The sequence below is a fragment of the Stenotrophomonas sp. TWI377 genome, from assembly GCF_039674525.1.
Lineage (GTDB): Bacteria > Pseudomonadota > Gammaproteobacteria > Xanthomonadales > Xanthomonadaceae > Stenotrophomonas.
On the sequence record NZ_JBDJNT010000005.1, the window covers coordinates 153,118 to 178,242 of the forward strand.

General features: G+C 67.0%; 20 protein-coding genes and 1 riboswitch. Of the genes, 8 read left to right on the forward strand and 12 right to left on the reverse strand.

The window, feature by feature from the left end; all coding sequences use genetic code 11:
* Positions 1-69: 69 nt before the first annotated feature.
* Complete coding sequence (locus tag ABE546_RS07190) at positions 70-2,064, forward strand: M2 family metallopeptidase (protein ID WP_346463046.1); 1,995 nt, start codon at positions 70-72, stop codon at positions 2,062-2,064.
* Between the two features lie 141 nt (positions 2,065-2,205).
* Here ABE546_RS07190 and ABE546_RS07195 read toward each other — a convergent pair whose 3' ends face one another.
* Together ABE546_RS07195 and ABE546_RS07200 are read right to left on the reverse strand one after the other, a co-directional pair.
* Entirely contained in the window at positions 2,206-2,592 is a 387-nt protein-coding gene (locus ABE546_RS07195) for a hypothetical protein (protein ID WP_346463047.1), read from the reverse strand.
* Positions 2,593-2,664: 72 nt separating this feature from the next.
* The gene (locus tag ABE546_RS07200) at positions 2,665-3,888 is read right to left on the reverse strand and encodes a multidrug effflux MFS transporter (protein WP_346463048.1); all 1,224 of its coding nucleotides are present in this window, start codon (positions 3,886-3,888) and stop codon (positions 2,665-2,667) included.
* Between the two features lie 280 nt (positions 3,889-4,168).
* Positions 4,169-4,270: riboswitch (glycine riboswitch) on the forward strand.
* An 88-nt stretch (positions 4,271-4,358) separates the two neighbouring features.
* On the opposite strand from ABE546_RS07200, the gene gcvP reads away from it, so the two are divergent.
* Positions 4,359-7,238 (forward strand): aminomethyl-transferring glycine dehydrogenase, encoded by a 2,880-nt coding sequence (gcvP, locus tag ABE546_RS07205; protein WP_346463049.1) that lies wholly within the window; start codon positions 4,359-4,361, stop codon positions 7,236-7,238.
* A gap of 780 nt (positions 7,239-8,018) precedes the next feature.
* On the opposite strand, the gene ABE546_RS07210 is transcribed toward gcvP, so the two are convergent.
* Both ABE546_RS07210 and ABE546_RS07215 read right to left on the reverse strand, forming a co-directional pair.
* On the reverse strand, positions 8,019-9,416 hold the full coding sequence (locus ABE546_RS07210) for an amino acid permease (protein WP_346463063.1): 1,398 nt from the start codon (positions 9,414-9,416) through the stop codon (positions 8,019-8,021).
* A 75-nt stretch (positions 9,417-9,491) separates the two neighbouring features.
* Entirely contained in the window at positions 9,492-10,202 is a 711-nt protein-coding gene (locus ABE546_RS07215) for an AraC family transcriptional regulator (protein WP_179460368.1), read from the reverse strand.
* 181 nt (positions 10,203-10,383) lie between these two features.
* Between ABE546_RS07215 and ABE546_RS07220 the strand changes: the two genes are divergently transcribed.
* Together ABE546_RS07220 and ABE546_RS07225 are read left to right on the forward strand one after the other, a co-directional pair.
* Positions 10,384-12,474, forward strand: coding sequence for a catalase (locus ABE546_RS07220; RefSeq protein ID WP_346463050.1), 2,091 nt, complete (start codon positions 10,384-10,386; stop codon positions 12,472-12,474).
* A 36-nt stretch (positions 12,475-12,510) separates the two neighbouring features.
* On the forward strand, positions 12,511-12,936 hold the full coding sequence (locus ABE546_RS07225; protein ID WP_346463051.1) for a HupB: 426 nt from the start codon (positions 12,511-12,513) through the stop codon (positions 12,934-12,936).
* A 65-nt stretch (positions 12,937-13,001) separates the two neighbouring features.
* On the opposite strand, the gene ABE546_RS07230 is transcribed toward ABE546_RS07225, so the two are convergent.
* Genes ABE546_RS07230 through ABE546_RS07245 form a run of 4 tightly spaced genes read right to left on the reverse strand, consistent with a single transcriptional unit; the run spans position 13,002 to position 16,974 of the window.
* On the reverse strand, positions 13,002-13,883 hold the full coding sequence (locus ABE546_RS07230; RefSeq protein WP_346463052.1) for a hypothetical protein: 882 nt from the start codon (positions 13,881-13,883) through the stop codon (positions 13,002-13,004).
* 11 nt (positions 13,884-13,894) lie between these two features.
* The gene (locus tag ABE546_RS07235; RefSeq protein ID WP_346463053.1) at positions 13,895-15,160 is read right to left on the reverse strand and encodes a HAMP domain-containing sensor histidine kinase; all 1,266 of its coding nucleotides are present in this window, start codon (positions 15,158-15,160) and stop codon (positions 13,895-13,897) included.
* Positions 15,157-15,843: a response regulator transcription factor gene (locus tag ABE546_RS07240; RefSeq protein WP_313219109.1), complete on the reverse strand. Its 687-nt coding sequence runs from the start codon at positions 15,841-15,843 to the stop codon at positions 15,157-15,159. The genes ABE546_RS07235 and ABE546_RS07240 overlap by 4 nt, the downstream gene beginning before the upstream one ends.
* Positions 15,844-15,846: 3 nt before the next feature.
* A complete protein-coding gene (locus tag ABE546_RS07245; RefSeq protein ID WP_346463054.1) occupies positions 15,847-16,974 on the reverse strand; it encodes a DJ-1/PfpI family protein in 1,128 nt (375 codons plus the stop codon).
* A 193-nt stretch (positions 16,975-17,167) separates the two neighbouring features.
* Between ABE546_RS07245 and ABE546_RS07250 the strand changes: the two genes are divergently transcribed.
* The gene (locus tag ABE546_RS07250; RefSeq protein ID WP_313210901.1) at positions 17,168-18,028 is read left to right on the forward strand and encodes a PA4780 family RIO1-like protein kinase; all 861 of its coding nucleotides are present in this window, start codon (positions 17,168-17,170) and stop codon (positions 18,026-18,028) included.
* Between the two features lie 93 nt (positions 18,029-18,121).
* Here ABE546_RS07250 and ABE546_RS07255 read toward each other — a convergent pair whose 3' ends face one another.
* Positions 18,122-20,254, reverse strand: a complete 2,133-nt coding sequence (locus ABE546_RS07255; RefSeq protein ID WP_346463055.1) for a methyl-accepting chemotaxis protein — start codon at positions 20,252-20,254, stop codon at positions 18,122-18,124.
* Between the two features lie 201 nt (positions 20,255-20,455).
* Between ABE546_RS07255 and ABE546_RS07260 the strand changes: the two genes are divergently transcribed.
* Both ABE546_RS07260 and ABE546_RS07265 read left to right on the forward strand, forming a co-directional pair.
* Positions 20,456-21,433: a L,D-transpeptidase gene (locus tag ABE546_RS07260; protein WP_313210905.1), complete on the forward strand. Its 978-nt coding sequence runs from the start codon at positions 20,456-20,458 to the stop codon at positions 21,431-21,433.
* A gap of 3 nt (positions 21,434-21,436) precedes the next feature.
* Positions 21,437-22,126: a M23 family metallopeptidase gene (locus ABE546_RS07265; RefSeq protein ID WP_346463056.1), complete on the forward strand. Its 690-nt coding sequence runs from the start codon at positions 21,437-21,439 to the stop codon at positions 22,124-22,126.
* Here ABE546_RS07265 and ABE546_RS07270 read toward each other — a convergent pair.
* Positions 22,093-22,479 (reverse strand): hypothetical protein, encoded by a 387-nt coding sequence (locus ABE546_RS07270; protein WP_346463057.1) that lies wholly within the window; start codon positions 22,477-22,479, stop codon positions 22,093-22,095. The two genes, ABE546_RS07265 and ABE546_RS07270, sit on opposite strands and share 34 nt — an antisense overlap.
* A 204-nt stretch (positions 22,480-22,683) precedes the next feature.
* On the opposite strand from ABE546_RS07270, the gene ABE546_RS07275 reads away from it, so the two are divergent.
* Positions 22,684-23,097: a hypothetical protein gene (locus ABE546_RS07275; protein WP_346463058.1), complete on the forward strand. Its 414-nt coding sequence runs from the start codon at positions 22,684-22,686 to the stop codon at positions 23,095-23,097.
* Positions 23,098-23,196: 99 nt separating this feature from the next.
* On the opposite strand, the gene ABE546_RS07280 is transcribed toward ABE546_RS07275, so the two are convergent.
* Together ABE546_RS07280 and ABE546_RS07285 are read right to left on the reverse strand one after the other, a co-directional pair.
* Complete coding sequence (locus ABE546_RS07280) at positions 23,197-24,489, reverse strand: adenylosuccinate synthase (protein ID WP_088432983.1); 1,293 nt, start codon at positions 24,487-24,489, stop codon at positions 23,197-23,199.
* A 441-nt stretch (positions 24,490-24,930) separates the two neighbouring features.
* On the reverse strand, positions 24,931-25,116 hold the full coding sequence (locus ABE546_RS07285) for a DUF2065 family protein (RefSeq protein ID WP_313210914.1): 186 nt from the start codon (positions 25,114-25,116) through the stop codon (positions 24,931-24,933).
* Positions 25,117-25,125 lie beyond the last annotated feature (9 nt).

Consider the following 25,125-nt stretch of genomic DNA (forward strand, 5'->3'; position numbering starts at 1 on the left):
CCTGCCCCTTGCGGTGCGCCCGGCGCTTCACTAGCCTTCGCCGGTCTGTCACCACCCAAGGATGTGCCCGTGAACCACCGCCCGCTCCTGCTGGCCCTGGCAGTCAGTGCTGCCGCACTGACGCTGGCGGCCTGCCAGAAGGAACCGTCCCCCGCCGATGCACCGGCCACGGGCACCACCCAGTCCAAGGAAACCGCGGACCAGTTCATCGCCCGCGTCAACGCCGAGTACAAAGCCATGTACCCGGAAATGACCTCGGCCCAGTGGCTGTCTTCGACCTACATCAATGACGATTCCGAGCGCGTCGCGGCCAAGGCCAACGAGCGCTGGCTCACCGTCCTCAATGGCTGGATCACCCAGGCCGGTCAGTACGACGGCCAGCCGATGAGCGAAGACACCAAGCGCCAGATCCACCTGCTCAAGTTGATGACCTCCATGCCCGCCCCGCGCGACCCGGCCAAGCTCTCCGAGCTGACCCGCATCGCCAGCCGCATGGAAGGCGCCTACGGCTCCGGCAAATACTGCACCGATGAAGCCAACCCGCAGAGCTGCCGCCAGCTCGGCGATCTGGAACAGGTGCTCGCCCGCAGCCGCGACTATGACAAGCAGCTCGACGCCTGGCAGGGCTGGCACGGCACCACCAAGCCGATGCGCGCCGATTACGAACGCTTCGTCAGCCTGGTCAATGAAGGCGCCAAGGAAATGGGCTTCGCCGATGCCGGCCAGATGTGGCGCAGCGGCTATGACATGCCCGCCGACCAGATCGGCCCGGAAACCGACCGCCTGTGGGACCAGGTCAAGCCGATGTACGAGCAGCTTCACTGCTATGCCCGCACCAAGCTGGACGGCACGTACGGCAAGGACAAGGCCGAGGTCAACGGCGGCCTGATCGCCGCGCACCTGACCGGCAACATGTGGCAGCAGGACTGGTCCAACCTGTGGGACCAGCTGGAACCGTATCCCGGCGCCGGCAACCTGGACATCACCGCCGCACTGGAAAAGCAGTACCAGACCAACCTCAGTGGCGCACTGGCCAAGGCCGGCAGCGGCGCGAACGTGGAAGCGCTGTACAAGGCCCAGCGTGAAGCCGAACTGCGCACCGCCAAGCAGATGACCGAGCGCGCGCAGGACTTCTATGTCTCGCTCGGCATGCCGGCACTGCCGAAGTCGTACTGGGACAAGACCCAGTTCATCAAGCCGCTGGACCGTGACGTGGTCTGCCACGCCAGCGCGTGGGACATGAACATGGAAGGCGACGTGCGCACCAAGATGTGCATCAAGCCCAACGAAGAGAATTTCACCACGATCTACCACGAGCTGGGCCACATCTATTACGACCTGGCCTACAACCCGCTGCCGCCGTTGTTCCAGGGCGGTGCCAACGATGGCTTCCATGAAGCGATCGGCGACACCATCGTGCTGGCGATGACGCCGCAGTACCTCAACTCGATCGGCTTGGTGGACACCCCGCAGGAAAGCCGCGAGGCGACCATCAACGCGCAGATGCGCATGGCCCTGAGCGGCGTGTCGTTCCTGCCGTTCGGCCTGATGATCGACCGCTGGCGCTGGGGGGTGTTCGATGGCTCGATCACCCCGGACCATTACAACCAGGCGTGGTGGGACCTGAAGGCCAAGTACCAGGGCGTGGCGCCGGCCAGCGCACGCGGTGAGGAGTTCTTCGACGCCGGTGCCAAGTACCACGTGCCGGGCAACACCCCGTATACCCGTTACTTCCTGGCGCGCATCCTGCAGTTCCAGTTCTACAAGGGCCTGTGCGATGCCTCCGGCTACAAGGGCCCGCTGCACCAGTGCAGCTTCTACGGCAACAAGGAAGCCGGCCAGAAGTTCTGGGCGATGCTGAGCAAGGGCGCTAGCCAGCCGTGGCAGGCTACGCTGAAGGAAATCACCGGCGGCGACAAGCTCGATGCCGGCCCGATGATCGAGTACTTCACCCCGGTCAACGAGTGGCTCAAGCAGCAGAACCAGGGCCAGATGTGTGGGTGGCAGGTGCCGGCGGCCACCGCTGCGGCCCCGGCCGCACCGACGGCGCCCGGGGCACCGTAACCCATGGGTTGGGCCGGGCCCTGCCCGGCCGCAGCCCGCAACGAAAAAACCGGCCGAAAGGCCGGTTTTTTTGTCCCTGACGCTGTGGCCTGCGTCCGGCCTCGATGGGCCGGGACACCTGCAACCACACGTGGCGTGGCGCTACGACTTGGGTTTCAGGGCGGCCGCCAGCTCGGTCTTGAACTGCTCGAAGTCCATGCCATCGGCCTTGGCCTCGGCGTGCGCGGCATCCTTCAACACGTCCGAGTACACCAGCCGGACTGGCGTGCCCTGCCGCTCGTGCAGTTCGGCGGCCTGCATGATCAAGGCCAGCACGCGTGCCGCGCTGGTGGTCTGGCCGGCGATACGCCCATCCATGCCCAGCACCCACTCGCCATCACGGCGTACCACGCCGGCCAGCAGCGTACGTTGCTGGTCGCGCAGTTCGGCATGCGGCTCGACCGGCGGGGTGGCGGCCTGCTCGCGGTTGGCGGCCAGGGTTTCACGGCGCCGGCGGATGTCGCGGCGCAGTTTGGAGGTGGTCGACATCAGGGACTTCCGGACTGCATGAAAGGGCAAAGGATACCGCACGGGCCCTGGGGGACCCGCCAGCTGCGTGGCCTACTCGATGGGCGTCAGTACTTCGCGGCGGCGCTCGCAATACCGTTCCCAGTACCAGAACGAGCCGCCCAGCGCGAAGAAGCCCATGTAGCCCAACGCCAGATGCACCGGACTGCTGCTGAGCATCGGCGAGACCACGCCGGCCACCACGGTGTTGATCATCAGCTGGATGAACATCTGCATGGACGAGGCCAGGCCGCGCTGACGCGGATACATGTCCAGCACGGCCAGCGCCAGGATCGGGAAGATCAGCGCCATGCCGACACCGCCAAGGAAGATCGGCATCACTGCCCACGGCAGCGCGATCTGCGGCACCGACACCACGTAACCGACGTTCAACAGCGCCGAGACCGCACACAGCCCGAACCCGATCGCGATCTGCCGCTGCGCGGTGAGCCGGCCCGCCATCCGACCGGACAGGAACGAGCCCATGGTCATGCCGCCGATGGTGGGGATGAACAACCACGCAAAGCCGCCCTCGCCCAGTTGCAGATGCTGCATCACGAACACCGGCGCGGACGCGATGTACAGGAAGATGCCGGAGAAGTTGAAGGCGCCGGCCGCGGCCAGACGCAGCAGGCGCGCGTTGGACCCCATCCGCGCATAGCTGCGCAGCAGTTCCCGCATCGACAGCGGCGTGCGCGCCTCGACCGGATGGGTTTCCGGCAGCCACTTGCCGGTGGCCAGCAGCAACACCACGCCGAACAGCACCAGGAACCAGAAAATCAGCGGCCAGTCGCCGCCGCCGAGCAGGATCCAGCCACCGATGATCGGCGCGATCGCCGGGGCCACGCCGAAGATCATCGAGACCTGGCTCATCAACCGCTGCGCGTCGGCACCGTGGTACAGATCGCGGATCACCGCGCGGCCGACGATCACACCCACACCGGCGGTCACGCCCTGCAGCGCGCGGAACACCAGCAAGGTGGTCATGTCCCGCGACAGCGCACAGCCGATCGAGGCGCCGATGAACAGCACCAGCCCGCCGATGATCACGCGCTTGCGGCCGAACGCATCCGACAGCGGGCCGTGCGCCAGGCTCATCAGGCCGTAGAACAGCAGGTACACGCTGATGGTCTGCTGCACCGCGACCTGGTCCACCTGCATGCGCTCGCCCAGCAACAGGAACGCCGGGAAAATGGTGTCGATCGAGAACGGACCGAACATCGCCAGGCCTGCGAGCAGCAGGGCCAGGCGGCGGGTCGAGGGTGAGGCGGGCGTCATGCGGGCTTCCGTCAGCGGCCATGCGCATTGCACGGCGGGCGCCTGGCCCGGAACGGGCGGCGCCAGATGAATACGAGGATCCAGTGATCATAGGCCTTTGCAGCCCTTGGCACCATGCCCGGGCACGGTTTCCGGCGCACGTGCGCGCCCGTATTCAGGTGCCGGAAAGGCCCAGTGGGCCGAAGCGCTGGGCTATAATCGCCCCGCTACATGGTGGGAGAAGCGGACACCCGCTGCCGAAGGCGCAACGCCCGTAATCGCTCAGGCCCGATACCACCCGTACCAAAACTCTGGAGAGACCGGCGAGTGCCGGCGCCGAAGGGGCACGAAGCACGCCGATGCGCGCTTCCAAACTCTCAGGCAAAAGGACAGAGGGGCACCCAGGAAGACCGCAAGGTCCGGTGGATCGCTGTCGCCCGCGACGCGCCCTGGCCCAGCCGCCTTCCGAACGTGCGTGCCCACTCTCCGAGATGCCAGCCATGTCCCAGAACACCCCCTCCCTGCGCGAGCTTGAACACAGCCACGCGTTCGTCGAACGCCATATCGGCCCCAACGACGCCGAAATCGCGCAGATGCTCGACGTGGTCGGCCACGCCTCGCTGGACGCGCTGACCGATGCGATCGTCCCGGCCGGGATCAAATCGCCGGCACCGCTGGACCTGCCCGAGTCGCTGACCGAAGTGCAGGCACTGGCCAAGATCCGCGCCATCGCCGACAAGAACCAGGTGTTCCGCACCTTCATCGGCCAGGGCTACTACGGCACGCTCACCCCGAACGTGATCCTGCGCAACGTGCTGGAAAACCCGGCGTGGTACACCGCCTACACCCCGTACCAGGCCGAGATCTCGCAGGGCCGCATGGAAGCGCTGATCAACTTCCAGACGCTGTGCGCCGACCTGACCGGCATGGAAATCGCCAACGCCTCGTTGCTGGATGAAGCCACCGCCGCGGCTGAAGCGATGACGCTGGCCAAGCGCTCGGCCAAGTCGAAGTCCGATACGTTCTTCGTGCACGACGCCGTGCACCCGCAGACGCTGGAACTGCTGCGCACCCGCGCCGAGCCGATGGGCATCGTGCTGCGCGTGGGCACCCCGGCCGAGGCGATGGAAGCCGAAGCCTACGGCGTGCTGCTGCAGTACCCGGATACCTTCGGCCATATCGGCGATTACAAGGCGCTGGCCGATGCCGTGCACGCGCGCGGCGGCCTGGTCGCCGTGGCCACCGATCTGCTGGCGCTGACCCTGATCGCCGCCCCCGGCGAATGGGGTGCGGACATCGTGGTCGGCAACTCGCAGCGGTTCGGCGTGCCGTTCGGCTTCGGCGGCCCGCATGCCGCCTTCATGGCCTGCCGCGATGCCTATAAGCGCTCGATGCCGGGCCGCCTGATCGGCGTCTCGGTCGATGCGCAGGGCAACGCTGCCTACCGCTTGACGCTGCAGACCCGCGAGCAGCACATCCGCCGCGAGAAGGCGACCTCCAACATCTGCACCGCACAGGTGCTGCTGGCGGTGATGGCCTCGATGTATGCCGTGTACCACGGCCCGGACGGCCTGACCCGTATCGCCCGCCGCACCCACCGCCTGGCCGCGATCCTGGCCGCGGCACTGCGCGGCGCCGGCCTCAACGTCGGCGAGCACTTCTTCGACACCCTGCACGTCAAGGATGTGGACGCCAAGGCGATCCACGCCAAGGCCGCTGCGGCACGCATCAACCTGCGTGCGATCGACAGCGACGCGGTCGGCATCAGCCTGGATGAAACCGCCACCCGCGCCGACATCGTCGCGCTTGGCCAGCTGTTCGGTGCCACGGTCGATGTCGATGCGCTCGATGCGGCCACCGCCGATGCGTTGCCAGCCGATCTGGTGCGCACCAGCGCCTTCCTGACCCACCCGGTGTTCAACACCCACCACAGCGAACACGAACTGCTGCGTTACCTGCGTTCGCTGGCGGACAAGGATCTGGCGATGGATCGCACCATGATCCCGCTGGGCAGCTGCACCATGAAGCTCAACGCCACCGCCGAGATGATCCCGGTGACCTGGCCGGAGTTCGCCAACATCCACCCGCTGGCCCCGGCCGACCAGGCCACCGGCTACAAGGAACTGATCGACGGTCTGGAAGCGATGCTGGTGGAGTGCACCGGCTATGACGCGGTCAGCCTGCAGCCGAACTCCGGCGCGCAGGGCGAATACGCCGGCCTGCTGGCGATCCGCGCCTACCACCGCTCGCGCGGCGAGGGCCATCGCGACGTCTGCCTGATCCCGGATTCGGCGCACGGCACCAACCCGGCCTCGGCACAGATGTGCGGCATGAAGGTCGTGGTGACCAAGACCGATGCCAACGGCAACGTCGACCTGGACGACATCCGCATCAACGCGGAGAAGTACAGCGATCGTCTGGCCGCGCTGATGATCACCTACCCGTCCACGCATGGCGTGTTCGAGGAAGAGGTGGTGGAGATCTGCGAGATCGTGCACAAGCACGGCGGCCAGGTGTACACCGACGGTGCCAACATGAACGCCCTGGTGGGCGTGGCCAAGCCCGGCAAGTGGGGCTCGGACGTCTCGCACCTGAACCTGCACAAGACCTTCTGCATCCCGCACGGCGGCGGCGGCCCGGGCGTCGGCCCGTGTGCGGTCAAGTCGCACCTCGCCCCGTTCCTGCCGAAGGTGCTCGGTGGCGAAGGCGATGTCGGCATGGTCAGCGCGGCCAGCTTCGGCAGCGCCTCGATCCTGCCGATCAGCTGGATGTACATCACCCTGATGGGCACCGCCGGCCTGCGCAAGGCGACCCAGGTGGCCCTGCTCAACGCCAACTACATCGCCACCCGCCTGGCCCCGCACTTCAAGACCCTGTACACCGGCCGCAACGGGCTGGTGGCGCACGAGTGCATCCTGGACGTGCGTCCGCTGGAGAAGACCTCCGGCATCGGCGCCGAGGACGTGGCCAAGCGCCTGATCGACTTCGGCTTCCACGCCCCGACGTTGAGCTTCCCGGTCGCCGGCACGCTGATGGTGGAGCCGACCGAGAGCGAATCGCTGCACGAGCTGGATCGCTTCATCAACGCGATGATCCAGATCCGCGAGGAGATCGCGGCAATCGAAGACGGCCGCCTGGACCGTGAGGACAACCCTCTCAAGCACGCCCCGCATACCGCCACGGCGGTCTCGGCCAGCGAGTGGGCCCACGCCTACCCGCGCGAGCTGGCGGCCTTCCCGCTGGCCAGCCTGCGCCAGCAGAAGTACTGGCCGCCGGTGGCACGCGTGGACAACGTCTACGGCGACAAGAACGTGATGTGCGCCTGCATCCCGGTCGATGCGTACAAGGAAGACGAGGGCGTGGAGGTCTAAGCCTCCCTGCCCTGACGCAACAGCAGACGGCCCGCGCAAGCGGGCCGTTTTTTGTGTTGCTTCATGCCCCCCCAATCTGGCGCACCGGCCGAGCTCAACGTCGGCGAGATGCTGTGGCATGGCAGGGGTGTGCGGGTCCGCGGGACACGCCGTAAATCCGTCCCTTGAGGCTCGTGAGCGGCATCCATGCCGCTCCAACGGTCCCGCCAACCCGCACACCCCCGCCCTCGACAGTGGGTCGGCTACCTCTGAAAAAGCAAACGCAATCGCCGTGCAACGGAGGCGAGCACTAACACCTCATGCACTCATCGGATGACTGTCCATAGCATCAGCATGGGCGCCCAACGTTCAATGCTAAGTGCTAAGTGCTAAGTGCTAAGTGCTAAGTGCTAAGTGCTAAGTGCTAAGTGCTAAGTGCTAAGTGCTAAGTGCTAAGTGCTACTGCTAGTACGCAGTGCGTATCCAGTGTCGAACTTTGAGCTTTGAGCGTTGGGTTGTGTTGCCAGTTGCCAGCATCAGTGCATCCAACAGCCCGGCATCAGCTTGGCAGCGTTCTGCGTTGTGCTTTTGACTTCCCATTGCCCACCAGCCCCCTGTCAGGGGGTGGGCACGGGTGGGTTGGCGGGACCGTATGCCGCCATGGATGGCGGCATACGAGCTTACAAGGACGTACTTGCAGCGGGTCCCGACAACCCACCCGTGCCCGCCCAGTCAAGCGGAGGCCCGAATCTACGGCTGTTGGCTGTTGGCTGTTGGCTGTTGGCTGTTGGCTGTCGAACGTCAGCCGTTCCGACCACCACGCACCCGGCGCGCAATCTCACTGCTCGCCGCAATCACCGCCGTCAGCGCCGCCATCGACAGGAACTGCAACCGCGTATGCGCCTCGGACAACAACAGACCGAAAATCAGCGCCAGCACCCCCAACCCGATCACCGTCAGATACGGATACCCCGCCATCCGGAACGGCAACCGCGTCCCATCCCGGTTCGCACGATGGCGCAGAATCAACTGCGACAACAACGAAATCGTCCAGACCAGCAGACACGTCGAGCCCACGATGTTGAGCAGCACCGGCAATACCTTGTCCGGGAACAGCAGCTCCATCACCGTCGCCGCAAAACCGAACAGCACACTGGCCAGCACCGCGATGATCGGCACCTGGCGCGGATCGGTCCACCCCAGCACCGCCGGGGCCTCGCGGCGCTGCGCCAGCGAGTACATCATCCGCGAGGCGCCATACAGATTCGCATTGAGCGCCGACAGCAGCGCGATCACCGCGATCAGCGTGATCGCCGTCGCCGCGCCCGGAATCTTGGCGGCTTCCAGCACGGCAGCAAACGGCGACTTCAGTGCCTCGCTGGTCCACGGCACCACCGCGATGATCACGCTCAACGAGCCGATGTAGAACACCAGGATGCGCCAGGCCACGGTGCGGATCGCGCGGGCGATGCTGCGCTCGGGATCTTCGGTTTCGGCCGCGGCCACGGCCACGATCTCGGTGCCGCCGAAGGCGAACACCACCACCAGCAACGCCGCGCCGATTCCGGCCAGGCCCTTGGGCATGAAGCCGCCGTGCTCGGTGAAGTTGCGCAGGCCCGGCGAAGCCACGTCCGGCAGCCAGCCCATCAGCAGGGCCACGCCGATCAGGATGAAGCCGACGATCGCGGCGACTTTGAGGATGGCGAACCAGAATTCGAACTCGCCGAAGTTCTTCACCCCGAGCAGATTGATCGCCGTAAAGAACAGCATGAAGGCCAGCGCGGCCATCGGCACCGGGATCGCCGGCCAGACCGTGGCGAGCAGCCCGGCCGCCCCTACCGCCTCGGCGGCGATGACGATCACCAGCTGCACCCACCACAGCCACCCCACCGTCGCGCCGGCGGTGGCGCCCATGGCGTCGGCGGCGTAGACCGAGAACGCGCCGCTGGTCGGCTTGGCCGCGGCCATTTCGCCCAGCGCGTTCATCACGATGATCACCAGCGCGCCGGCGACCAGATACGACAGCAGGACTGCCGGACCAGCGGCCTGGACGCCCACCCCGGAGCCGAGGAACAGGCCGGCGCCGATCGCGCTGCCCAGGCCCATCATGATCAGCTGGCGGGGCTTGAGCGCGTGCCCCAGGCGGGTATCGGCGGGCGGAGTGGCAGGAGCCGGAGTCTGGGATGCGGGCATCGGAATCGATTGGCAGGCAACAAGTGCGACACCATACCCTGTCGGCCGCGCGACGGCATAGGCCGGAAGCCCCACCCCGCCTCAGGCAGCGGCGCGCTCGCCGATCTGGGCACGGTAGGCCCGTGGCGACAGCCCGACCTCGGCCTTGAACTTGCGGGTGAACGCGCTCTGGTCGGTGAAACCGCAGGCCTGGCCGATGCTGGCGATGCTGTCCGGGCCATGCAGCAGGTGTACCGCCATCTGGATGCGCAGACGGGTCAGCACCTGCTGCGGGGTCATCTGGAACACCTTGCGGAAGGTGCGCTCCAGTTTGGATAGCGAGAACCCGGTGATGTCCAGCAGGGTCTGCATGCGCACGTTCTCGGCGTAATGCGCATTCAGATGTGCCAGCGCGAGGCGCAGCTGTTCGTACTGGGTGCCCAGGCTGTCCTTCTGGCCGAGGTCGCGCGAGATCCCGATCAGCCCGCGGATCTGCCCATCCACCAGCAGCGGCCGCTTGCAGGTCAGGCACCAGCCCGGCTCGCGGTTGGCGAACAGATGCAGTTCCATCAGGTTCTCGATGACCTTGCCCGCCAGCACCTGCTCATCCTGGGTGGCGTAATCGGCCCCCAGACCGGTTGGGTAAATCTCCGCTGCGGTGCGCCCGATCACGTCCTTGCGGGATTTCAGCCCCAGCCGACGCAGCATGGTCTGGTTGATGTGCGTATAGCGCCCGTCGCAGTCCTTCATGAAGAACAGGACGTCGGGGATCGCATCAAACAGGGCTTCGATGTCGGCGGGTTCAACGCGCATGCGGTCGGGAAGAACAGGGGAAGACGCGCCCAAGGATACCTGCCCGCACGCGCGTCACCCAGCGCCCGGGCGCCGCATGTGAAGCGCGGGTGCAAGCAGCGCCCGGTTTTCGCACCCTCGATTAACGCCCCGGCCGCCAGTGTGAGGCGATCCCCTTCCCGCCAGCTCCCGGAGTCGCCTCATGGCCGCCAGCAAGAAAAGCACGAAGAACGCCCCCGCACCCGCCACCGACGCCCGCGGCGAAGGGGATGAACTGCACCAGCGCGCGGGCAATGGCCATCCCGTCCTGACGACCAACCAGGGCATCCCGGTCGGTGACAACCAGAATTCGCTGCGGGCCACCCCGCGCGGGCCGACCCTGCTGGAAGACTTCATCCTGCGCGAGAAGATCACCCACTTCGACCATGAGCGCATCCCCGAGCGCATCGTGCATGCGCGCGGCAGCGCCGCACACGGCTACTTCGAACTTACCCGCTCGCTGGGTGAGTACACCCGCGCCCGGATCCTCAGCGAAGTCGGCGTGCGCACCCCCCTGTTCACCCGCTTCTCCACCGTGGCTGGCGGCGCCGGCTCGGTGGATACGCCGCGCGATGTGCGTGGCTTCGCGGTCAAGTTCTACACCAAGGAAGGCAACTGGGATCTGGTCGGCAACAACATCCCGGTGTTCTTCATCCAGGACGCGATCAAGTTCCCCGACCTGATCCATGCAGTGAAGATGGAGCCGGACCGTGCCTTCCCGCAGGCGGCCAGCGCGCACGACACCTTCTGGGATTTCGTCTCGCTGATGCCCGAATCGATGCACATGATCATGTGGGCGATGAGCGACCGCACGATCCCGCGCTCGCTGCGCACCATCGAAGGCTTCGGCATCCACAGCTTCCGGCTGATCAACGATGCCGGCGAGTCGACCTTCGTCAAATTCCACTGGCGGCCGAAGCTGGGCATCCAGTCCACGGTGTGGGACGAGGCCGTCAAGCTGCAGAGCGCGGACAACGATTTCCACCGGCGCGACCTGTTCGAGGCGATCACCGCCGGCGACTTCCCCGAGTGGGAGCTGGCGGTGCAGCTGTTCACCGAGGAACAGGCCGAGGCCTTCCCGTTCGATCACCTGGATTCGACCAAGATCATTCCCGAGTCGCTGGTGCCGCTGACCGTGATCGGACGGATGGTGCTGGACCGCTGGCCGGACAACTTCTTCGCCGAGACCGAGCAGGTCGCCTATTGCCCGGCCAACGTGCCGCCGGGCATCGACTTCAGCAACGATCCGCTGCTGCAGGGCCGCCTGTTCTCCTATCTGGATACCCAGCTCAGCCGCCTGGGCGGCCCGAATTTCCACCAGATCCCGGTCAACGCGCCCAAGTGCCCGTTCGCCAACCACCAGCGCGACGGCCACATGCAGATGAACATCCCGAAGGGCCGGGTCGCCTACGATCCGAGTTCGCTGCAGGGCGACAGCCCGCGTGAGAGCGTCGACGGCTTCCCCAGTCACGCCACCGCGCCGGATGACGGCCGCAAGGGCCGCGTGCGCGCGGAGAGCTTCGCCGATCACTACAGCCAGGCCCGCATGTTCTTTCGTAGCCTGGAGGCGCCGGAGCAGGCGCATCTGGCCTCGGCGCTGGTGTTCGAGCTGTCCAAGGTGGAGACGGTCAAGGTGCGCGAGCGCACCGTGAGCCACCTGCGCAACATCGACGATGCACTGGCCAAGCGCGTGGCCGACGGTCTGGCGATGCCGGCGCTGCCCGAGCCGGCCGCCACGCAGACCCCGGCACAGGATTTCCCGAAGGCGCCGGAAGTGCGCATCATCGGCCGCACCAAGGACCTGCTCAAAGGCCGCTGCATCGGCATCCTGTTCGACGAAGGCTCCGACGCGGCCTTGATCGCCAACCTGCGCAAGGCGGCCGACAAGGCCGGGGCGAGCGTGAAGCTGGTCGCGCCGAAGATCGGTGGCGCCAAACTCAGCGACGGCAAGACGCTGGCCGCCGATGGTCAGCTGGCGGGCACGCCCTCGGTGGTGTTCGATGCGGTCGCCGTGGTGCTGAGCAACGACGCCGCCAAGAAGCTGAGCAGGGAATCGGCCGCGATCGATTTCGTCAGCGACGCCTGGGCCCATCTGAAGGCGATCGCCGCCGATGACGGCGCACAGGCGCTGCTGAAGGTTGCCCGGGTCGGCAACGATGCCGGGGTGGTCGAGGCCGAGGATGCCAAGGCCTTCCTCGCCGCCGCCGCTACCCGCCAGTGGGCCCGCGAACCGAAGGTGCGCACGCTCGCCTGAGCGGCGCTTTCGTCATCACCACACAGGAGCACGTCCATGCCACGGGGTGATAAATCCAGCTATACCGACACGCAGAAGCGCAAAGCCGGGCACATCGAGGAAAGCGAGAAAGACCAGGGGCGCAGCGGTGCCGCCGCCGAGCGCATCGCCTGGGCCACGGTCAACAAGCAGGATGGTGGCGGCAGGAAGGGCGGCAGCGCGAAGAAAACTGCAACCCGGACAACGAAAGCGTCGGCGACGAAGAAGGCAGCGGTAAAAAAGACCGCTGCACAGAAGGCTGCGACGAAGAAGGCCGCGAAAAAGGCGACGCCAACACCCGCCGTCAAGAAGGCCGTGAAAAAAGCGGCAAAGAAGACCGCTGCAAAGCAGGCCCCCCGAAAAGCAGCGTCGAAAACCGCCGCCGGGACGTCTGCGAAAAAGGTACCAACGGGCGCCCGTAAAGGAGCCGCCAGCAACGCCTGATCTACACGCCGGGCCCTGCCGCGTGCTGCCTGAGGCAGCATGCGGCAGGGCGCAGGCAGTGCTGCTTACCGTTTCGCGGCGGCAGTGGGCTGCGCCGACGGCGTGACCGGCTTGGGCGCTACCGGCTTCGCCGGCAAGGGCATCGACTGCAGCCGGCGGATCGAGCCGATCGGCACGGCTTCTGCCCGCCGCTGCGCCGGCCACCACAGGAACACGAACGCGCTGCTGGATCCCAGCAGCTTCGCGGTGCCGGGAAGCGCGGCCGCGTCACCCGCGAGCACGACCTGCACGGGCGTACCGCCCTTCCCATCGAGGATCTTTTCGGCCGTGCTCAGGGCATACAGCGCCGCGCCGAATGCCATGAAGCAGACCACCGCAATGCACATGCCGGTCAGTGGGCGCAGCCCGGAGAATTCCCAGTTCATCCACGGCGATTCCGAGAACAGCATCCGCCATCCCCAGTGCCGCGCGCGCAGGCGTGCCACCTTGGCAGGGTTGCGCCGCCGCAGCGTCTCCGGCCAGCCCAGCACCACGGCAAGCAGGGCCCCCAGCAACAGGATCAACAGGTAGGCGGGATCGCGCAGCCCGGCGACCAGGAAATCACTGACCTGCAGGTAGTCCAGGATCGACAGCCGGAATTTGAAATAGAAAAAGAAGCTCGACCACAGCCCCAGCACGGAGAGGAACACATATCCCGCGCTCACCATCAAGGCCGGCTCCTGCCGCAGCAGGCGCCAGATCACGGCCACCATCGAATCTTCGTTGCCATGCGTGATCGGCAGCAACGACCAATCGGTCGGCGTCTGCTCGGCCGGGACATCCCCGTCAATGCTGCCCTCGTCCCTGCTGCCCATGCGCCCCTCCCCCGTTCGGCAGAGCATCGCGCACTTTGGCGATGGACGGAAGCGGGCCCGCCCCGGGTGTGCCCCGGTCGCCGCGGCCGCCATGCCGCCTCGCCTCACTGAACGCTGAAACTGGCCACCGTTGCGTGCTCGGTCCCTTCGATACGCAGGTCGATGGCGAAGCGGTCGCACAGCCGCTGCACGATCGCCAGGCCGAGCCCGAACCCGGCACTGCCCTCGCCCTTGGTGAACGGCCGCATGATCGCCTCGGGATCGCCCGCCAGGGCGGTGTTGCGGATCCGAAGCCGCCCGCTCGCCACCTCGATGCGCACCTCGCCCGAACGGGTATGCGCGAACGCGTTGCCAACCAGATTGGCCAGCAGCATGTGCAGCACCGGGCCCGGCACCGGCAGGCGCACGTCGGCCGGTACGTCGACCCGCACCTCCACCGGCTTGCCATCCAGCAGCGCGGCCTGCTCGACCACCACCTGTTCCAGCACCGGCAGCACCGCCAGTGGCATCGCATCCTGTTCCACGTTCTCTTCGCGGGCCAGTGTCAGCAGGGTGATCACGGTCTGTTCGAGTTGACGCGCCGAATGCTGCACATGCGCGAGCTGCCGCCGCCCAGCCTCCGACAGGCCGGGTTCGCTGGCCAGCTGTTCGGTGGCACTGCGGATCACCGCCAGGGGCGTGCGCAGCTCATGGCTGGCATCACGGGTGAAGGCATGCTCGCGCGCAATGAAGGCACGCACGCGCCCGCTCAGATTGTCCAGGCCGCGGGCGAGCACGCCGACCTCGTCATCGGGGAAGTCCCCGGCGAACCCCACCGGCAACCTGTCCGGCGCCATGCCATCGACCAGCGACGCCAGCTTCGACAAGGGACGCGTGGTACGTCGAGCCAGCCATGCGCCAGCCAGGAGGGCGATCATCACCACGGCCAGGCCGGACCAGGCCAGCAGCGCCAGAATCTGGCTGCGCATCGGCCGCACCACCAGCTGCTGGCTGACCTCGGCGACCAGCCACCCCGGCGTACCTGCCCCGTCCGGCGTCACCGCCCGCAGGTGATAGTGCCGCCCCTGCGCACCGGCCATCTCGCGGCGCCACGGCTCGGCATCGAAGGCGGCCTTGAGATCGGACGGAAACGTGGCAGGGCTGTCGTGGATCGTCATGAAGGCGTTGCGCGGCGGCGACCACGTCCCACGGGTGGCCCGCTGATCCAACTGCAGCTGCGCTTCCTGCTCAAGCATCGCATCGAAGAAGCGATCCTCCACGCTGTACACGAATACCGCCACGTACAGGCCGAACAGGCCGGCCACCGCCAGCGCGAACACCGCGAAGGCCAGCATCAACCGGTTGCGCAGGCGATGCACCCGTGCCGTCATGCATCGGCCTCCAGCTTGAAGCCGACATCGTGCACGGTCCTGAGCATCGCCCGCTTGAACGGTTTGTCCAACGCCTGGCGCAGCAGGTAAAGATGCGAGCGCAGCGGATCCGACGGCGGCGCCTCATCGCCCCAGAGACGCCGGATCAACTCGCTGCGGGTCACCGTGCGCGGCCAGGCTTCGGCGAGCAGCACCAGCAGCCGATAGGCGGTCTGCGGCAACTCGATCGCCTGCTCACCGCGGCACACGGCGCCGCTACGGCGGTCGATGCCGAGGGATCCGATACGCAGCACATGCCCGTCGCGTCGGCCGTGTCGATGGGCCAATGCCAGGCATCGCGCCAGCAGTTCCTCGCCTGCGAACGGTTTGACCAGGTAATCATCGGCACCGGCCTGGAAGCCGATCAGCTTGTCGGCCAGCGTGTCGCGCGCGGTCAGCATCAGGATCGGGATGTGACGGTCGGCCTGCTCACGCAGATGGCTGCACACGCGCAGGCCATCCATGCCCGGGAGGGTGAGGTCCAGCACCAGCACATCCGGCGGCGCTTCCAGCGCCATCTGCAGGCCGCTGCGGCCATCGGCGGCGAAGGCCACGCGATGGCCGCGGGCCTCCAGCAGCGTGGCCATGCCGGCGCGCAGCGCCGGGTTGTCCTCGATCACCAGGATGTGCAGGCCATCGTCCATGGGTCAGCCTTCGATCGTGTCCTTGAGCTGCTTAGCTTCGGCCATGTCCGGGTGGGTTTCCAGCAGTTTGCCGAGTACCGTGCGCGCCTGGGCCACCTCGCCCAGCCGCCAATGCGCCTGTGCGATGCCGAGCGGCAGCTGCGGTTCGCTCATGTACGGGGCCGCCAGCTGCATGATCGACAGCGCGTCACGTACCGCCGCATCGTCCTGCGCGGCCTGCAGCTGGTAGTAGCCGAGCACGCCGATCAGCTGATCGTGATAGCCCGTACGATTGCTGGCCAGCTCGCGCTTGACCGCCTCCCCTTCACCGGCCAGCAGGCGCTGCACCAACGCCATGCTGGCCTCATCGCGCCACGGCGTGCGCGCGATCGGCGTGCGGCCGGTGGCCCGCACGATCGCCTCGGCGACCGCCGGTGTCGAATACGGGTTCTGCCCGGTGATCAGGCGTCCGTCCACCACCAGTCTGGGCATCATCAGCGGCGCCTGTTCCCAGCGCGCGCCGCGCTCGCGCAGGGCCGTCTCCAGCAGGAACGGGAACTCCTTCGCCCAGCGCTTGCCGAACACGCCCTCCTCTGCGTTGGTGAAGCCGGTCATGCGTCGCCCGGCGACCAGCAGCGTTCCGTCTGCCAGCCGCACGTCCACCAGCGCAGCCGGGCCGTGACAGACCGCCGCGACCACCGCGCCGCGATCGTACATCGTGCCCAGCAGACCGCGTAGTGCGGCATCGGCGGGCAGATCGAACATCGCCCCCTTGCCCCCGACCACGTAGACGGCCGCATAGTCGGCCGCCCGGAGGGTGGCGGTGGCGCGGGTGTCGGCCAGCAACGCGGCCGCAGCCGGATCGGCAAGGACCCGTGCATTGAAGGGCTCCTTGGCATCGAACTTGTCGGCCTCCACCGGCCCGCCGCGTGGGCTGGCCACCTGCACGGCCAGGCCGTTGTCGCGGAAGATCAGGTAGGCCTGGGCGAATTCGTCCATCTCGAACCCGGGGCGGGTCTTGCCTTCGTCGCGGCCCTCGCCGCTGACCACGATGAGCACCGTCTCGGCCGCCGCCGGGCCGGCGTGGAGCGAGGGAACGGCCAGCAAAAAGGCCAGCACAACACCGGTACGGCGCAACAGGGACAGCATCATGGGCGGGGCACTCCTTGGGAAAGTGATCCCAGCCTGCGCGCCGGATGTGAATCAGATTTCAAGCCCGCCCGGGCGTGCACACAGCTGAACAATCCGGCGGCCGAGTGCCGTGTCGATGGCTCCATCGGCCCGAAGATGCGAAAATCCCTCCCCCTCCAGGGCAGGCCCCGCGCCAGCCGATTCCCGAGATACCGTGAAGACCCCCCAAGGCTTGCAGGCGCTGATCGACGACGGCGTGATCGATGAAGTGCTCCGCCCGCTCAAAAGCGGCAAGGAAGCAGCGGTATACGTGGTCCGCAGCGGCGACGATGTGCGCTGCGCGAAGGTCTACAAAGACATGGCGCAGCGCAGCTTCCAGCAGCGCGTGCAGTACCAGGAAGGCCGCAAGGTCCGTGGCAGCCGCGAAGCGCGCGCCGTGGGCAAGGCCAGCAACTACGGCCGCAAGCAGCAGGAAGCGGCCTGGAAGAACACCGAAGTCGATGCGCTGTACCAGCTGCGCGATGCCGGCGTGCGCGTACCCGAGCCGTATGGCTACTTCCACGGCGTGCTGGTGATGGAGCTGGTCACCGATGCCGAGGGTTATTCCGCCGCGCGCCTGGGTGAGGTTGAACTGAGCCCGGAGCAGGCACGCCAGTTCCACCAGATCCTGGTCCGCCAGGTGGTGCGCATGCTGTGCTGCGGCCTGATCCACGGCGATCTGTCGCCGTACAACGTGCTGGTTGGCCCGGAAGGCCCGGTGGTGATCGATTTCCCGCAGGTGGTCAGTGCGGCGGGCAACAATGCCGCACGCACGATGCTGCTGCGCGACGTCAACAACCTCACCGCGTACCTGGGCCGCTGGGCGCCGGAGCTGCTGGAGACCTGGTACGGCGAGGAGATGTGGGCGCTGTTCGAGGCTGGCGATCTGCTACCGGACAGCGTGCTGACCGGTGAATTCGAGCAGGATGAAAGCAGCATCGATCTGGATGGCGTACGCCATGCCATCAACGATGCGCGCGAAGAAGCGCTGATCCGCCAGCAGGGTCGCGAAGCCGCCGAAGAAAACGACGACTGAGCGGGGCGCGCCGCTGCGTCGGGCGGCCGGATCGGCATGAGAAAAGCCCCGCCGATGCGGGGCTTTTCTGTATTACTCAGCGCGCAGGGGCCGTCATGCTGCCTGCAGTGTCGCCGGGCGACGCAGGCTTGCCGCGCTGTTGTCCAGCTTGAACACCGCCACCGATTCGGTCAGTGCATACGCCTGTTCTTCCAGCGCGCGGCTGGCGGCGGTGGCTTCTTCCACCAGCGCAGCGTTCTGCTGGGTCACCTGGTCCATCTGCACGACCACCTGGTTGACCTGCTCGATGCCGGCGGCCTGTTCCTTGGTCGCGGCGGCAATGTCGCTCATCAGCTGATTGGTGCGCGAGCTGGCCTGGGTCAGGCGGGCGATCGCCGCTTCGGACTGCACGGTGACGCTCAGCCCGGTCTTGACCTTGCTGCTGGACTCATCGATCAGGTCTTTGATCTCCTTGGCCGCCGTGCCGGCGCGCTGCGCCAGCGTGCGTACCTCGGTCGCCACGACCGCGAAGCCGCGTCCGTTCTCACCGGCACGGGCCGCTTCAACGGCCGCGTTCAGGGCAAGGATGTTGGTCTGGAAGGCGATGCCGTCGATCACCGAGGAAATCTCGGCGATACGCGCCGAGGACTGGTCGATCTCGCTCATCACCGCGGCCATCTGCGCGATCGCCTGCTCGGTCGCCTTGACCGCCGCACCCGCCGCATGGGCTTCATGGTCGGCCTGGTTGGCCAGCTCGGCGTTCTGCCGGACCGTGGAGGTCAGCTCCTCCATCGAGGCCGCCGCTTCTTCCAGGTTGGCTGCCTGCTGCTCGGTCCGGCGCGACAGGTCATGGTGGCCGGCCGCCAGTTCCTGCGCGGCATCGTTGATGCTGCCGGCCGCGCCCTGGATCTGCTGCACGATACCGGTCAGCTGCACCGCGGTGACATTGGCATCGTCGCGCATCTGCGCGAACACACCTTCGTAGTGGCCATCCATCCGCGAGGTCAGATCGCCGGTGGAGATCGCGCGCAGCACCTGCGACAGGTCGGCGATGCTGGCCTGCGAGCTGGCCATCATCCCGTTGAGCTGGGCGACCATCGCGCGGAACTGGAACTGGAACGCCGGCGCATCGCCGCGCACGGAGAAGTCGCCGGCACGGGCAGCCGAGGCCAGTGTCTCGATCTGCTGGTTGATCGCCATCAGGCTGGCCTTGACGGTGGCCATGGTGGTGGTCAGCACGGCCTTCTCGCCCGGGTAGCTGTCCAGATCACGGCTCAGGTCGCCGATGGCGTAGCGCTGCATCACCTCGACCATGTGGAACTCGACGGCCACGTGCGAACCGACCAGCTCGTTGGTGGCGCGGATCATCCGACCGAAGTCGCCCGGGAAGGCCGTTTCGTCCATGCGATGGCTGATGGCACCGGCCTCATGCTGGCGGGCCATGTCCAGCTGCGCGGTGATCGCGCCCTGGACGCTCTGGCGAACGGTGGCCATTGCGTTGCCGAGCTGGGTGATCTCATCGCGGCCGCCCAGATGGACGTCATGGGCCAGATCACCCCTGGCCATCCGGGTGGCCAGGCCGACGGCGCGCGCCAGCGGACCGGTCAGGCTGCGCCCGATCAGCACGGAGGCGGCGATGCCGACCACCAGCGCGATCGCGCCCAGCACCAGCAGCTGCAGCAGGGTCCGCTCGCCCAACCGGATCGCTTCGGCAGCGGCCTGGCGGCTTTCCTTTTCCTCGTAGACCACGCCATCGCTGAGCGCCTGGTTCCAGCCATTGGCAGCGGCCTGCACGGCGCCCAGGGTGAGGGCCGTGGCAGCGGCGACATCGCCCTGCTGCAGCTGTTCGCTCATCTGCTTGTTGAGCGGACGCGCCACCGCGCGGGCGGCCGCGATGGCGTCACCGACGGCCTTGTCTTCCGGCTGCGCGGGCAAGGCCTGGTAGGCGGCCCAGCTGGCTTCATAGCGCGCGACCAGCGCGGCGATGCGCGCCTCATCCTCGGCCAGACCGTCGCCCTGGCGGAGCAGCATCTCCCGGCGCACGACCATCATCTGGTTGTTGGCATCGAGCATGTCCGAGAGCAGCCGCACCTTGGCCACGTTGACTTCGACCACCTGCTGCATCGCGCGCTTCTGTACCGCGCTACCGGTGGCGCCGGTGGCGACGACGGCCGCGACCAGCAGCAACAACAGGCCAAAGCCCATACCTAGACGCCAGACAACGCTGACCTTCCGCAAAAATTCCATGAGACATCCGAAAACGTGGGGGGTGGGCTGGTATCGGCGTCAGACCCAGCGCCTTGACCGACGGCCGTGAGCCCGCTGTGAATGGATTCACATAACCTCGGCGTTGCTCCCGCGTCGCCGCTCAGCCCCCCGTCAGGGTTTTCACGGCAAGTGCGCACGCCCGGCAGGCATGGTGGAAACACGTTCCCGCTGGAGTTGCCGATGTCCCTTCGCCTGCACCGTATCGCCCGCCTCACCGCGCTCGCCCTCGCCCTGGGGGTCTGCTCCGGTTGGGCGGTCGCACAGACGGCACCCGCGCCCGCCGCGATCCCGGACGCCGACGCGACGCCGCTGGCGACCGGGCCACGCTCGGATCTGCATGCGCAGGTGCTGCTGGACCGCGCGCACTTCTCCCCCGGCCAGATCGATGGGGAGCGCGGCTCCAACCAGAAGCGCGCCGTGTCCGGCTTCCAGGCCGCCCGCGGGCTGAAGGTCAGTGGGGACCTGGACGATGCCACCTGGCAGGCGCTGCAGCCCGATGCCGCCCCGCCGCTGGTGCGCTACACGCTCACCGCGGAAGACGTGGCCGGTCCGTTCCAGCCGGTGCCCAAGGGTCCGGCCGCGCAGGCCAAGCTGAAAACCCTGGGCTTCGGTTCGATCGAAGAAGCGCTGGGCGAACGCTTCCACGCCTCCCCCGAGCTGTTGAAGACGCTCAATCCCGGCGTCGACCTGGGCAAGGCCGGCAGCGTGATCCAGGTGCCCAACATCGCGGCCGCCCCGCTGCCGAAGGCCAGCAAGCTGGTGATCGACAAATCCGACTCCACGCTGCGGCTGTTCGATACGGACGGCAAGGTCTACGCGCAGTTCCCGGTGTCCTCGGGCAGCAAGCATGACCCGCTGCCGATCGGGAAATGGAAGATCCTCGGCATCTCCCGCGATCCCACCTTCCACTACAACCCCAAACTGTTCTGGGATGCCAAGGCGGGCGACAGCAAGGCGGTCCTGCCGCCGGGCCCGAACAATCCGGTCGGCGTGGTGTGGATCGACATCTCCAAGCCCCACTACGGCCTGCACGGCACGCCCGAACCCGGCCATGTCGGCAAGACCGAATCGCACGGCTGTGTGCGCATGACCAACTGGGATGCGCTGCAGGTCGCCGCCGCGGTCGATGCCTCGGTACCGGTCGTGATGCAGGAGTAAGCCATGAAGACCTTTCGACTGCTGGCCGTGGGACTGGTGATCGGCGTGGTCGGTTACTGGCTGCTGGGGCCGGGCCCCTCATCCCGGCTCGGCGCCGCCGAACCGGCCAAGGTGGGCTCGGCCACGAGTTCGGCCCGTGCTGCGCTTGATGCCCCGCCGCCTACGCCGGCCACGACGCCGGTGCCCACCGGCACCTCAGCCACACCGCCCGCGCCGGACGCGGGAAGTGCCGCACCCGCACCGGCGAGCGCGGCCGGAGCGCTGCTGCTGCCCGTGCAGGGCATCGGTGCGGATCAGCTGCAGGACACCTTCACCGATGCGCGCAGCGAAGGCCGCGTGCATGATGCGATCGACATCCTGGCGCCAAACGGGACGCCGGTGCTGGCCGTCGCAGACGGGACGGTGGAGAAACTGTTCGACAGCGTGCGGGGCGGACTGACGGTGTACCAGTTCGAACCAAGCGGCCGTTACTGTTACTACTACGCGCATCTGGACCGCTATGCCGATGGGCTGGCCGAGAAGAAGACGATCAAGCGCGGTGAGGTGATCGGCTATGTCGGCAGCACCGGCAACGCCAGTCCCGAGGCGCCCCACCTGCATTTCGAGATCCATGTACTGGGTCCGGAAAAGCAGTGGTGGAAAGGCGAATCGATCAATCCTTATCCGGTGTTGAAGGGACAGCAGGCCCTTTGATCAACGCGTACCGGGGGGGCGTCCCGGATCGCCCGCGCCAGTTGCCAGGCGCGACCGCGCAGTGCATCCAGGCGCTCATTGAGTTCACCCGCGTCTGCGCGCCACTGGAAGTGGCCGTTGCTGTAATCCAGGCCCAACGCAACATCATTGAACGACCCCATGCCGCCATAGGCGCGCAGCACGCTCTCCGGCGCGCCTGGATCGCCCTGCTCAAGCTGGGTGATGACCCGCTGCATCCAGTCGGCCCAGTGGGTTTCCCCGTCGCCGCGCAACAGCGCTTCAAGCTCGGACACCACCGCATGCAACGCGCGGTCCGCGCTGCTCATGCCGGTGGCCACGTGATCTTCAGACACCCGGTCTGCCCTGCTGATTGGTGAGGTGCACAGCATGCCATGGCCCCGCGCTGGCGGGCGTGGTCACTGCGGTCCGATGGCTGCGGGCAACCAGTAAAACTACTGGCGCGAATGCGGGAAATTGCCGTTGCCCCGCGCATCGACGCGGCGGACACTGCGTGCTGAAGACATGCCCCCCTCCCCTGCGGTCTGGAGACACCTGTGATGATGCTCGCGCACCGCGTTGCCCTGCTCCTTCTATGCGGCGCTGTCGCCGCAAGTGTTGCCGCGGCGCAGGATCTGCCCGCCACCGCGCCGGATCGTTTCGCGATGCTGGACCGCAATGGCGACGGCAAGGTCAGTCGCGATGAGTACGACGGAGATGCCTTCTTCCGCCTGGTCGATGCGGATCACAATTACCGGGTGAGCGTGGAGGAAGTGCAGGCGGTGCTCGGCCCGCAACGTGATGGCGAGTTCTCGGCCGCCGAATGGGTCCGCATCGCCGACCTCAACGGCGACGGCGAATTGAGTGCCGAGGAGATGCGTCGCTCATCGCAGATGCGTTTCCAGACCCTGGATGCCAACCACGATGAGAATCTGGAACTGTCGGAACTGCAGATGGGCATCGGCCGGCGCTGACCCGGGCTTGGCAACGAAAAAGCCCCGCTTGCGCGGGGCTTTTCTTTACGCCTTACACCGTTACGCCATACCGGGAATGGCCCGGCACTACGCGCCTGATCAGGCGAACGGATCCTGCAGGACCATGGTGTGGTCGCGGTCCGGGCCGGTGGAAACGATGCTGACCGGGCAACCGGCCAGCTCTTCCAGCGCGCGCAGGTAGGCGCGGGCGGCCGGCGGCAGGTCGTCCCAGTTGGTGATGCCGTGGGTGTTCTCGGTCCAGCCCGGGAACTCCAGGTACACCGGCGTGCATTCTTCCCAGCCCTGCGCGTCCAGCGGGGCGTATTCGGTACGCTTGCCGCGGTATTCGTAGGCGATGCAGACCTTCAGCTTTTCCATGCCGTCGAGCACGTCGAGCTTGGTGATGCACAGGCCGCTGATGCCGTTGATGGCGACGGCGCGCTTGAGCGCGACGATGTCCATCCAGCCGCAACGACGCGGGCGGCCGGTCGAGGCGCCGTACTCGGCACCGCGGTCGCGGATGCCCTGGCCGACTTCATCGTCCAGCTCGGTCGGGAACGGACCACCGCCGACGCGGGTCGCGTAGGCCTTGGCGATGCCCAGCACGTAATCGATCGCGTCCGCGCCGACGCCGGCACCGGCCAGCGCGCCGCCAACGGTGGTGTTGGAGCTGGTGACGTACGGGTAGGTGCCGTGGTCGATGTCCAGCAGGGCGCCCTGGGCGCCTTCGAACAGCACGCGCTTACCCTGCTTGCGCAGGTCGTGCAGGATGCCGGCAACGTCGGACTTCATCGGCTCGACGTATTCGCCGAAGGCCAGTGCTTCGTCGTAGGTCTTCTGGAAGTCGACCGCGTCGGTCTTGAGGTAATTGGTCAGCACGAAGTTGTGGTAATCCAGCGCGGTACGCAGGAGTTCTTCCAGCTGGGCCGGGTAATGCAGGTCGGCGATGCGGATGCCGCGACGCGCCACCTTGTCTTCGTACGCCGGGCCGATGCCACGGCCGGTGGTGCCGATCGCCTTGCCGCCGGCAGCGCGTTCGCGCGCCTGGTCCAGGGCGATGTGGTACGGCATGATCAGCGGCGCGGCCGGGGAGATCTTCAGGCGCGAACGCACTTCCACGCCGGAGGTTTCCAGCTCGGCGATTTCCTTCTGCAGCGCAGCCGGGGAGATCACCACGCCGTTGCCGATCAGGCACAGCGCGTCTTCACGCAGGATGCCCGACGGAATCAGGTGCAGGACGGTCTTCTTGCCATTGATGACCAGCGTGTGGCCGGCATTGTGGCCGCCCTGGAAGCGCACGACAGCGCCGATTTCCTCGGTGAGCAGATCGACGATCTTGCCCTTGCCTTCATCGCCCCACTGGGCACCCAACACGACAACTGACTGACCCATGACGGGTAACTCCTGGTTTTTGTGCGGCCATCGGGGCCGCGGGTTTGGGACCATGCCGGGGTGGCCGATCAGCGCGGGGTGGCGGGCTCCAGCGGGGAGCGCGCCGACGCTGGGGTACCCAGACACGGAAAAAGCCGGACGAGTGACTCTGAAACAGAGTGCCCGTCCGGCTTTTGTGCATTATCCGGGTTTCCGGTGGCTGCTGCCACCCCGGCGGCCGGTGGACTTCACCGGCCGGTCAGGACCGCCGCGGGATGGAGCCGGCCAACGGCCGGTTCCAAGGCGGTAGTGCCGGCCGCTGGCCGGTTCCAGAGCTTTCGGTAGTGCCGGCCGCTGGCCGGCTCCAAGCCGTTCGGTAGTGCCGGCCGCTGGCCGGCTCGCAGGATGGCCTGGAGCCGGCCAGCGGCCGGCACTACCAACGAGCGCATGGCGGGAACCCTTTCAGTGCTTGAGCCACCACAGGGTAGTGAGGCCCGCCAGCAGGATCACCCCGCCCCAGGTGCGCAGGGCACTGCTGCGCAGCATCAGCAGCTGCTCGGCCATGCGCTTCCAGGCCAACGGGGCGGCGAACAGGAACAGGCCTTCGAGCACGGCGACCATGCACAGGGCCGAGAACAGATCTTTCATGACATCTCC

Coding starts and splice junctions, on each gene's coding strand:
- ABE546_RS07195 (WP_346463047.1), bottom strand. CDS start 2,592: ATGTCGACCACCTCCAAACTGCGCCGCGACATCCGCCGGCGCCGTGAA.
- ABE546_RS07200 (WP_346463048.1), bottom strand. CDS start 3,888: ATGACGCCCGCCTCACCCTCGACCCGCCGCCTGGCCCTGCTGCTCGCA.
- gcvP (WP_346463049.1), top strand. CDS start 4,359: ATGCCAGCCATGTCCCAGAACACCCCCTCCCTGCGCGAGCTTGAACAC.
- ABE546_RS07215 (WP_179460368.1), bottom strand. CDS start 10,202: ATGCGCGTTGAACCCGCCGACATCGAAGCCCTGTTTGATGCGATCCCC.
- ABE546_RS07220 (WP_346463050.1), top strand. CDS start 10,384: ATGGCCGCCAGCAAGAAAAGCACGAAGAACGCCCCCGCACCCGCCACC.
- ABE546_RS07225 (WP_346463051.1), top strand. CDS start 12,511: ATGCCACGGGGTGATAAATCCAGCTATACCGACACGCAGAAGCGCAAA.
- ABE546_RS07230 (WP_346463052.1), bottom strand. CDS start 13,883: ATGGCGGCCGCGGCGACCGGGGCACACCCGGGGCGGGCCCGCTTCCGT.
- ABE546_RS07235 (WP_346463053.1), bottom strand. CDS start 15,160: ATGACGGCACGGGTGCATCGCCTGCGCAACCGGTTGATGCTGGCCTTC.
- ABE546_RS07240 (WP_313219109.1), bottom strand. CDS start 15,843: ATGGACGATGGCCTGCACATCCTGGTGATCGAGGACAACCCGGCGCTG.
- ABE546_RS07245 (WP_346463054.1), bottom strand. CDS start 16,974: ATGATGCTGTCCCTGTTGCGCCGTACCGGTGTTGTGCTGGCCTTTTTG.
- ABE546_RS07255 (WP_346463055.1), bottom strand. CDS start 20,254: ATGGAATTTTTGCGGAAGGTCAGCGTTGTCTGGCGTCTAGGTATGGGC.
- ABE546_RS07260 (WP_313210905.1), top strand. CDS start 20,456: ATGTCCCTTCGCCTGCACCGTATCGCCCGCCTCACCGCGCTCGCCCTC.
- ABE546_RS07265 (WP_346463056.1), top strand. CDS start 21,437: ATGAAGACCTTTCGACTGCTGGCCGTGGGACTGGTGATCGGCGTGGTC.
- ABE546_RS07275 (WP_346463058.1), top strand. CDS start 22,684: ATGATGCTCGCGCACCGCGTTGCCCTGCTCCTTCTATGCGGCGCTGTC.
- ABE546_RS07280 (WP_088432983.1), bottom strand. CDS start 24,489: ATGGGTCAGTCAGTTGTCGTGTTGGGTGCCCAGTGGGGCGATGAAGGC.
- ABE546_RS07285 (WP_313210914.1), bottom strand. CDS start 25,116: ATGAAAGATCTGTTCTCGGCCCTGTGCATGGTCGCCGTGCTCGAAGGC.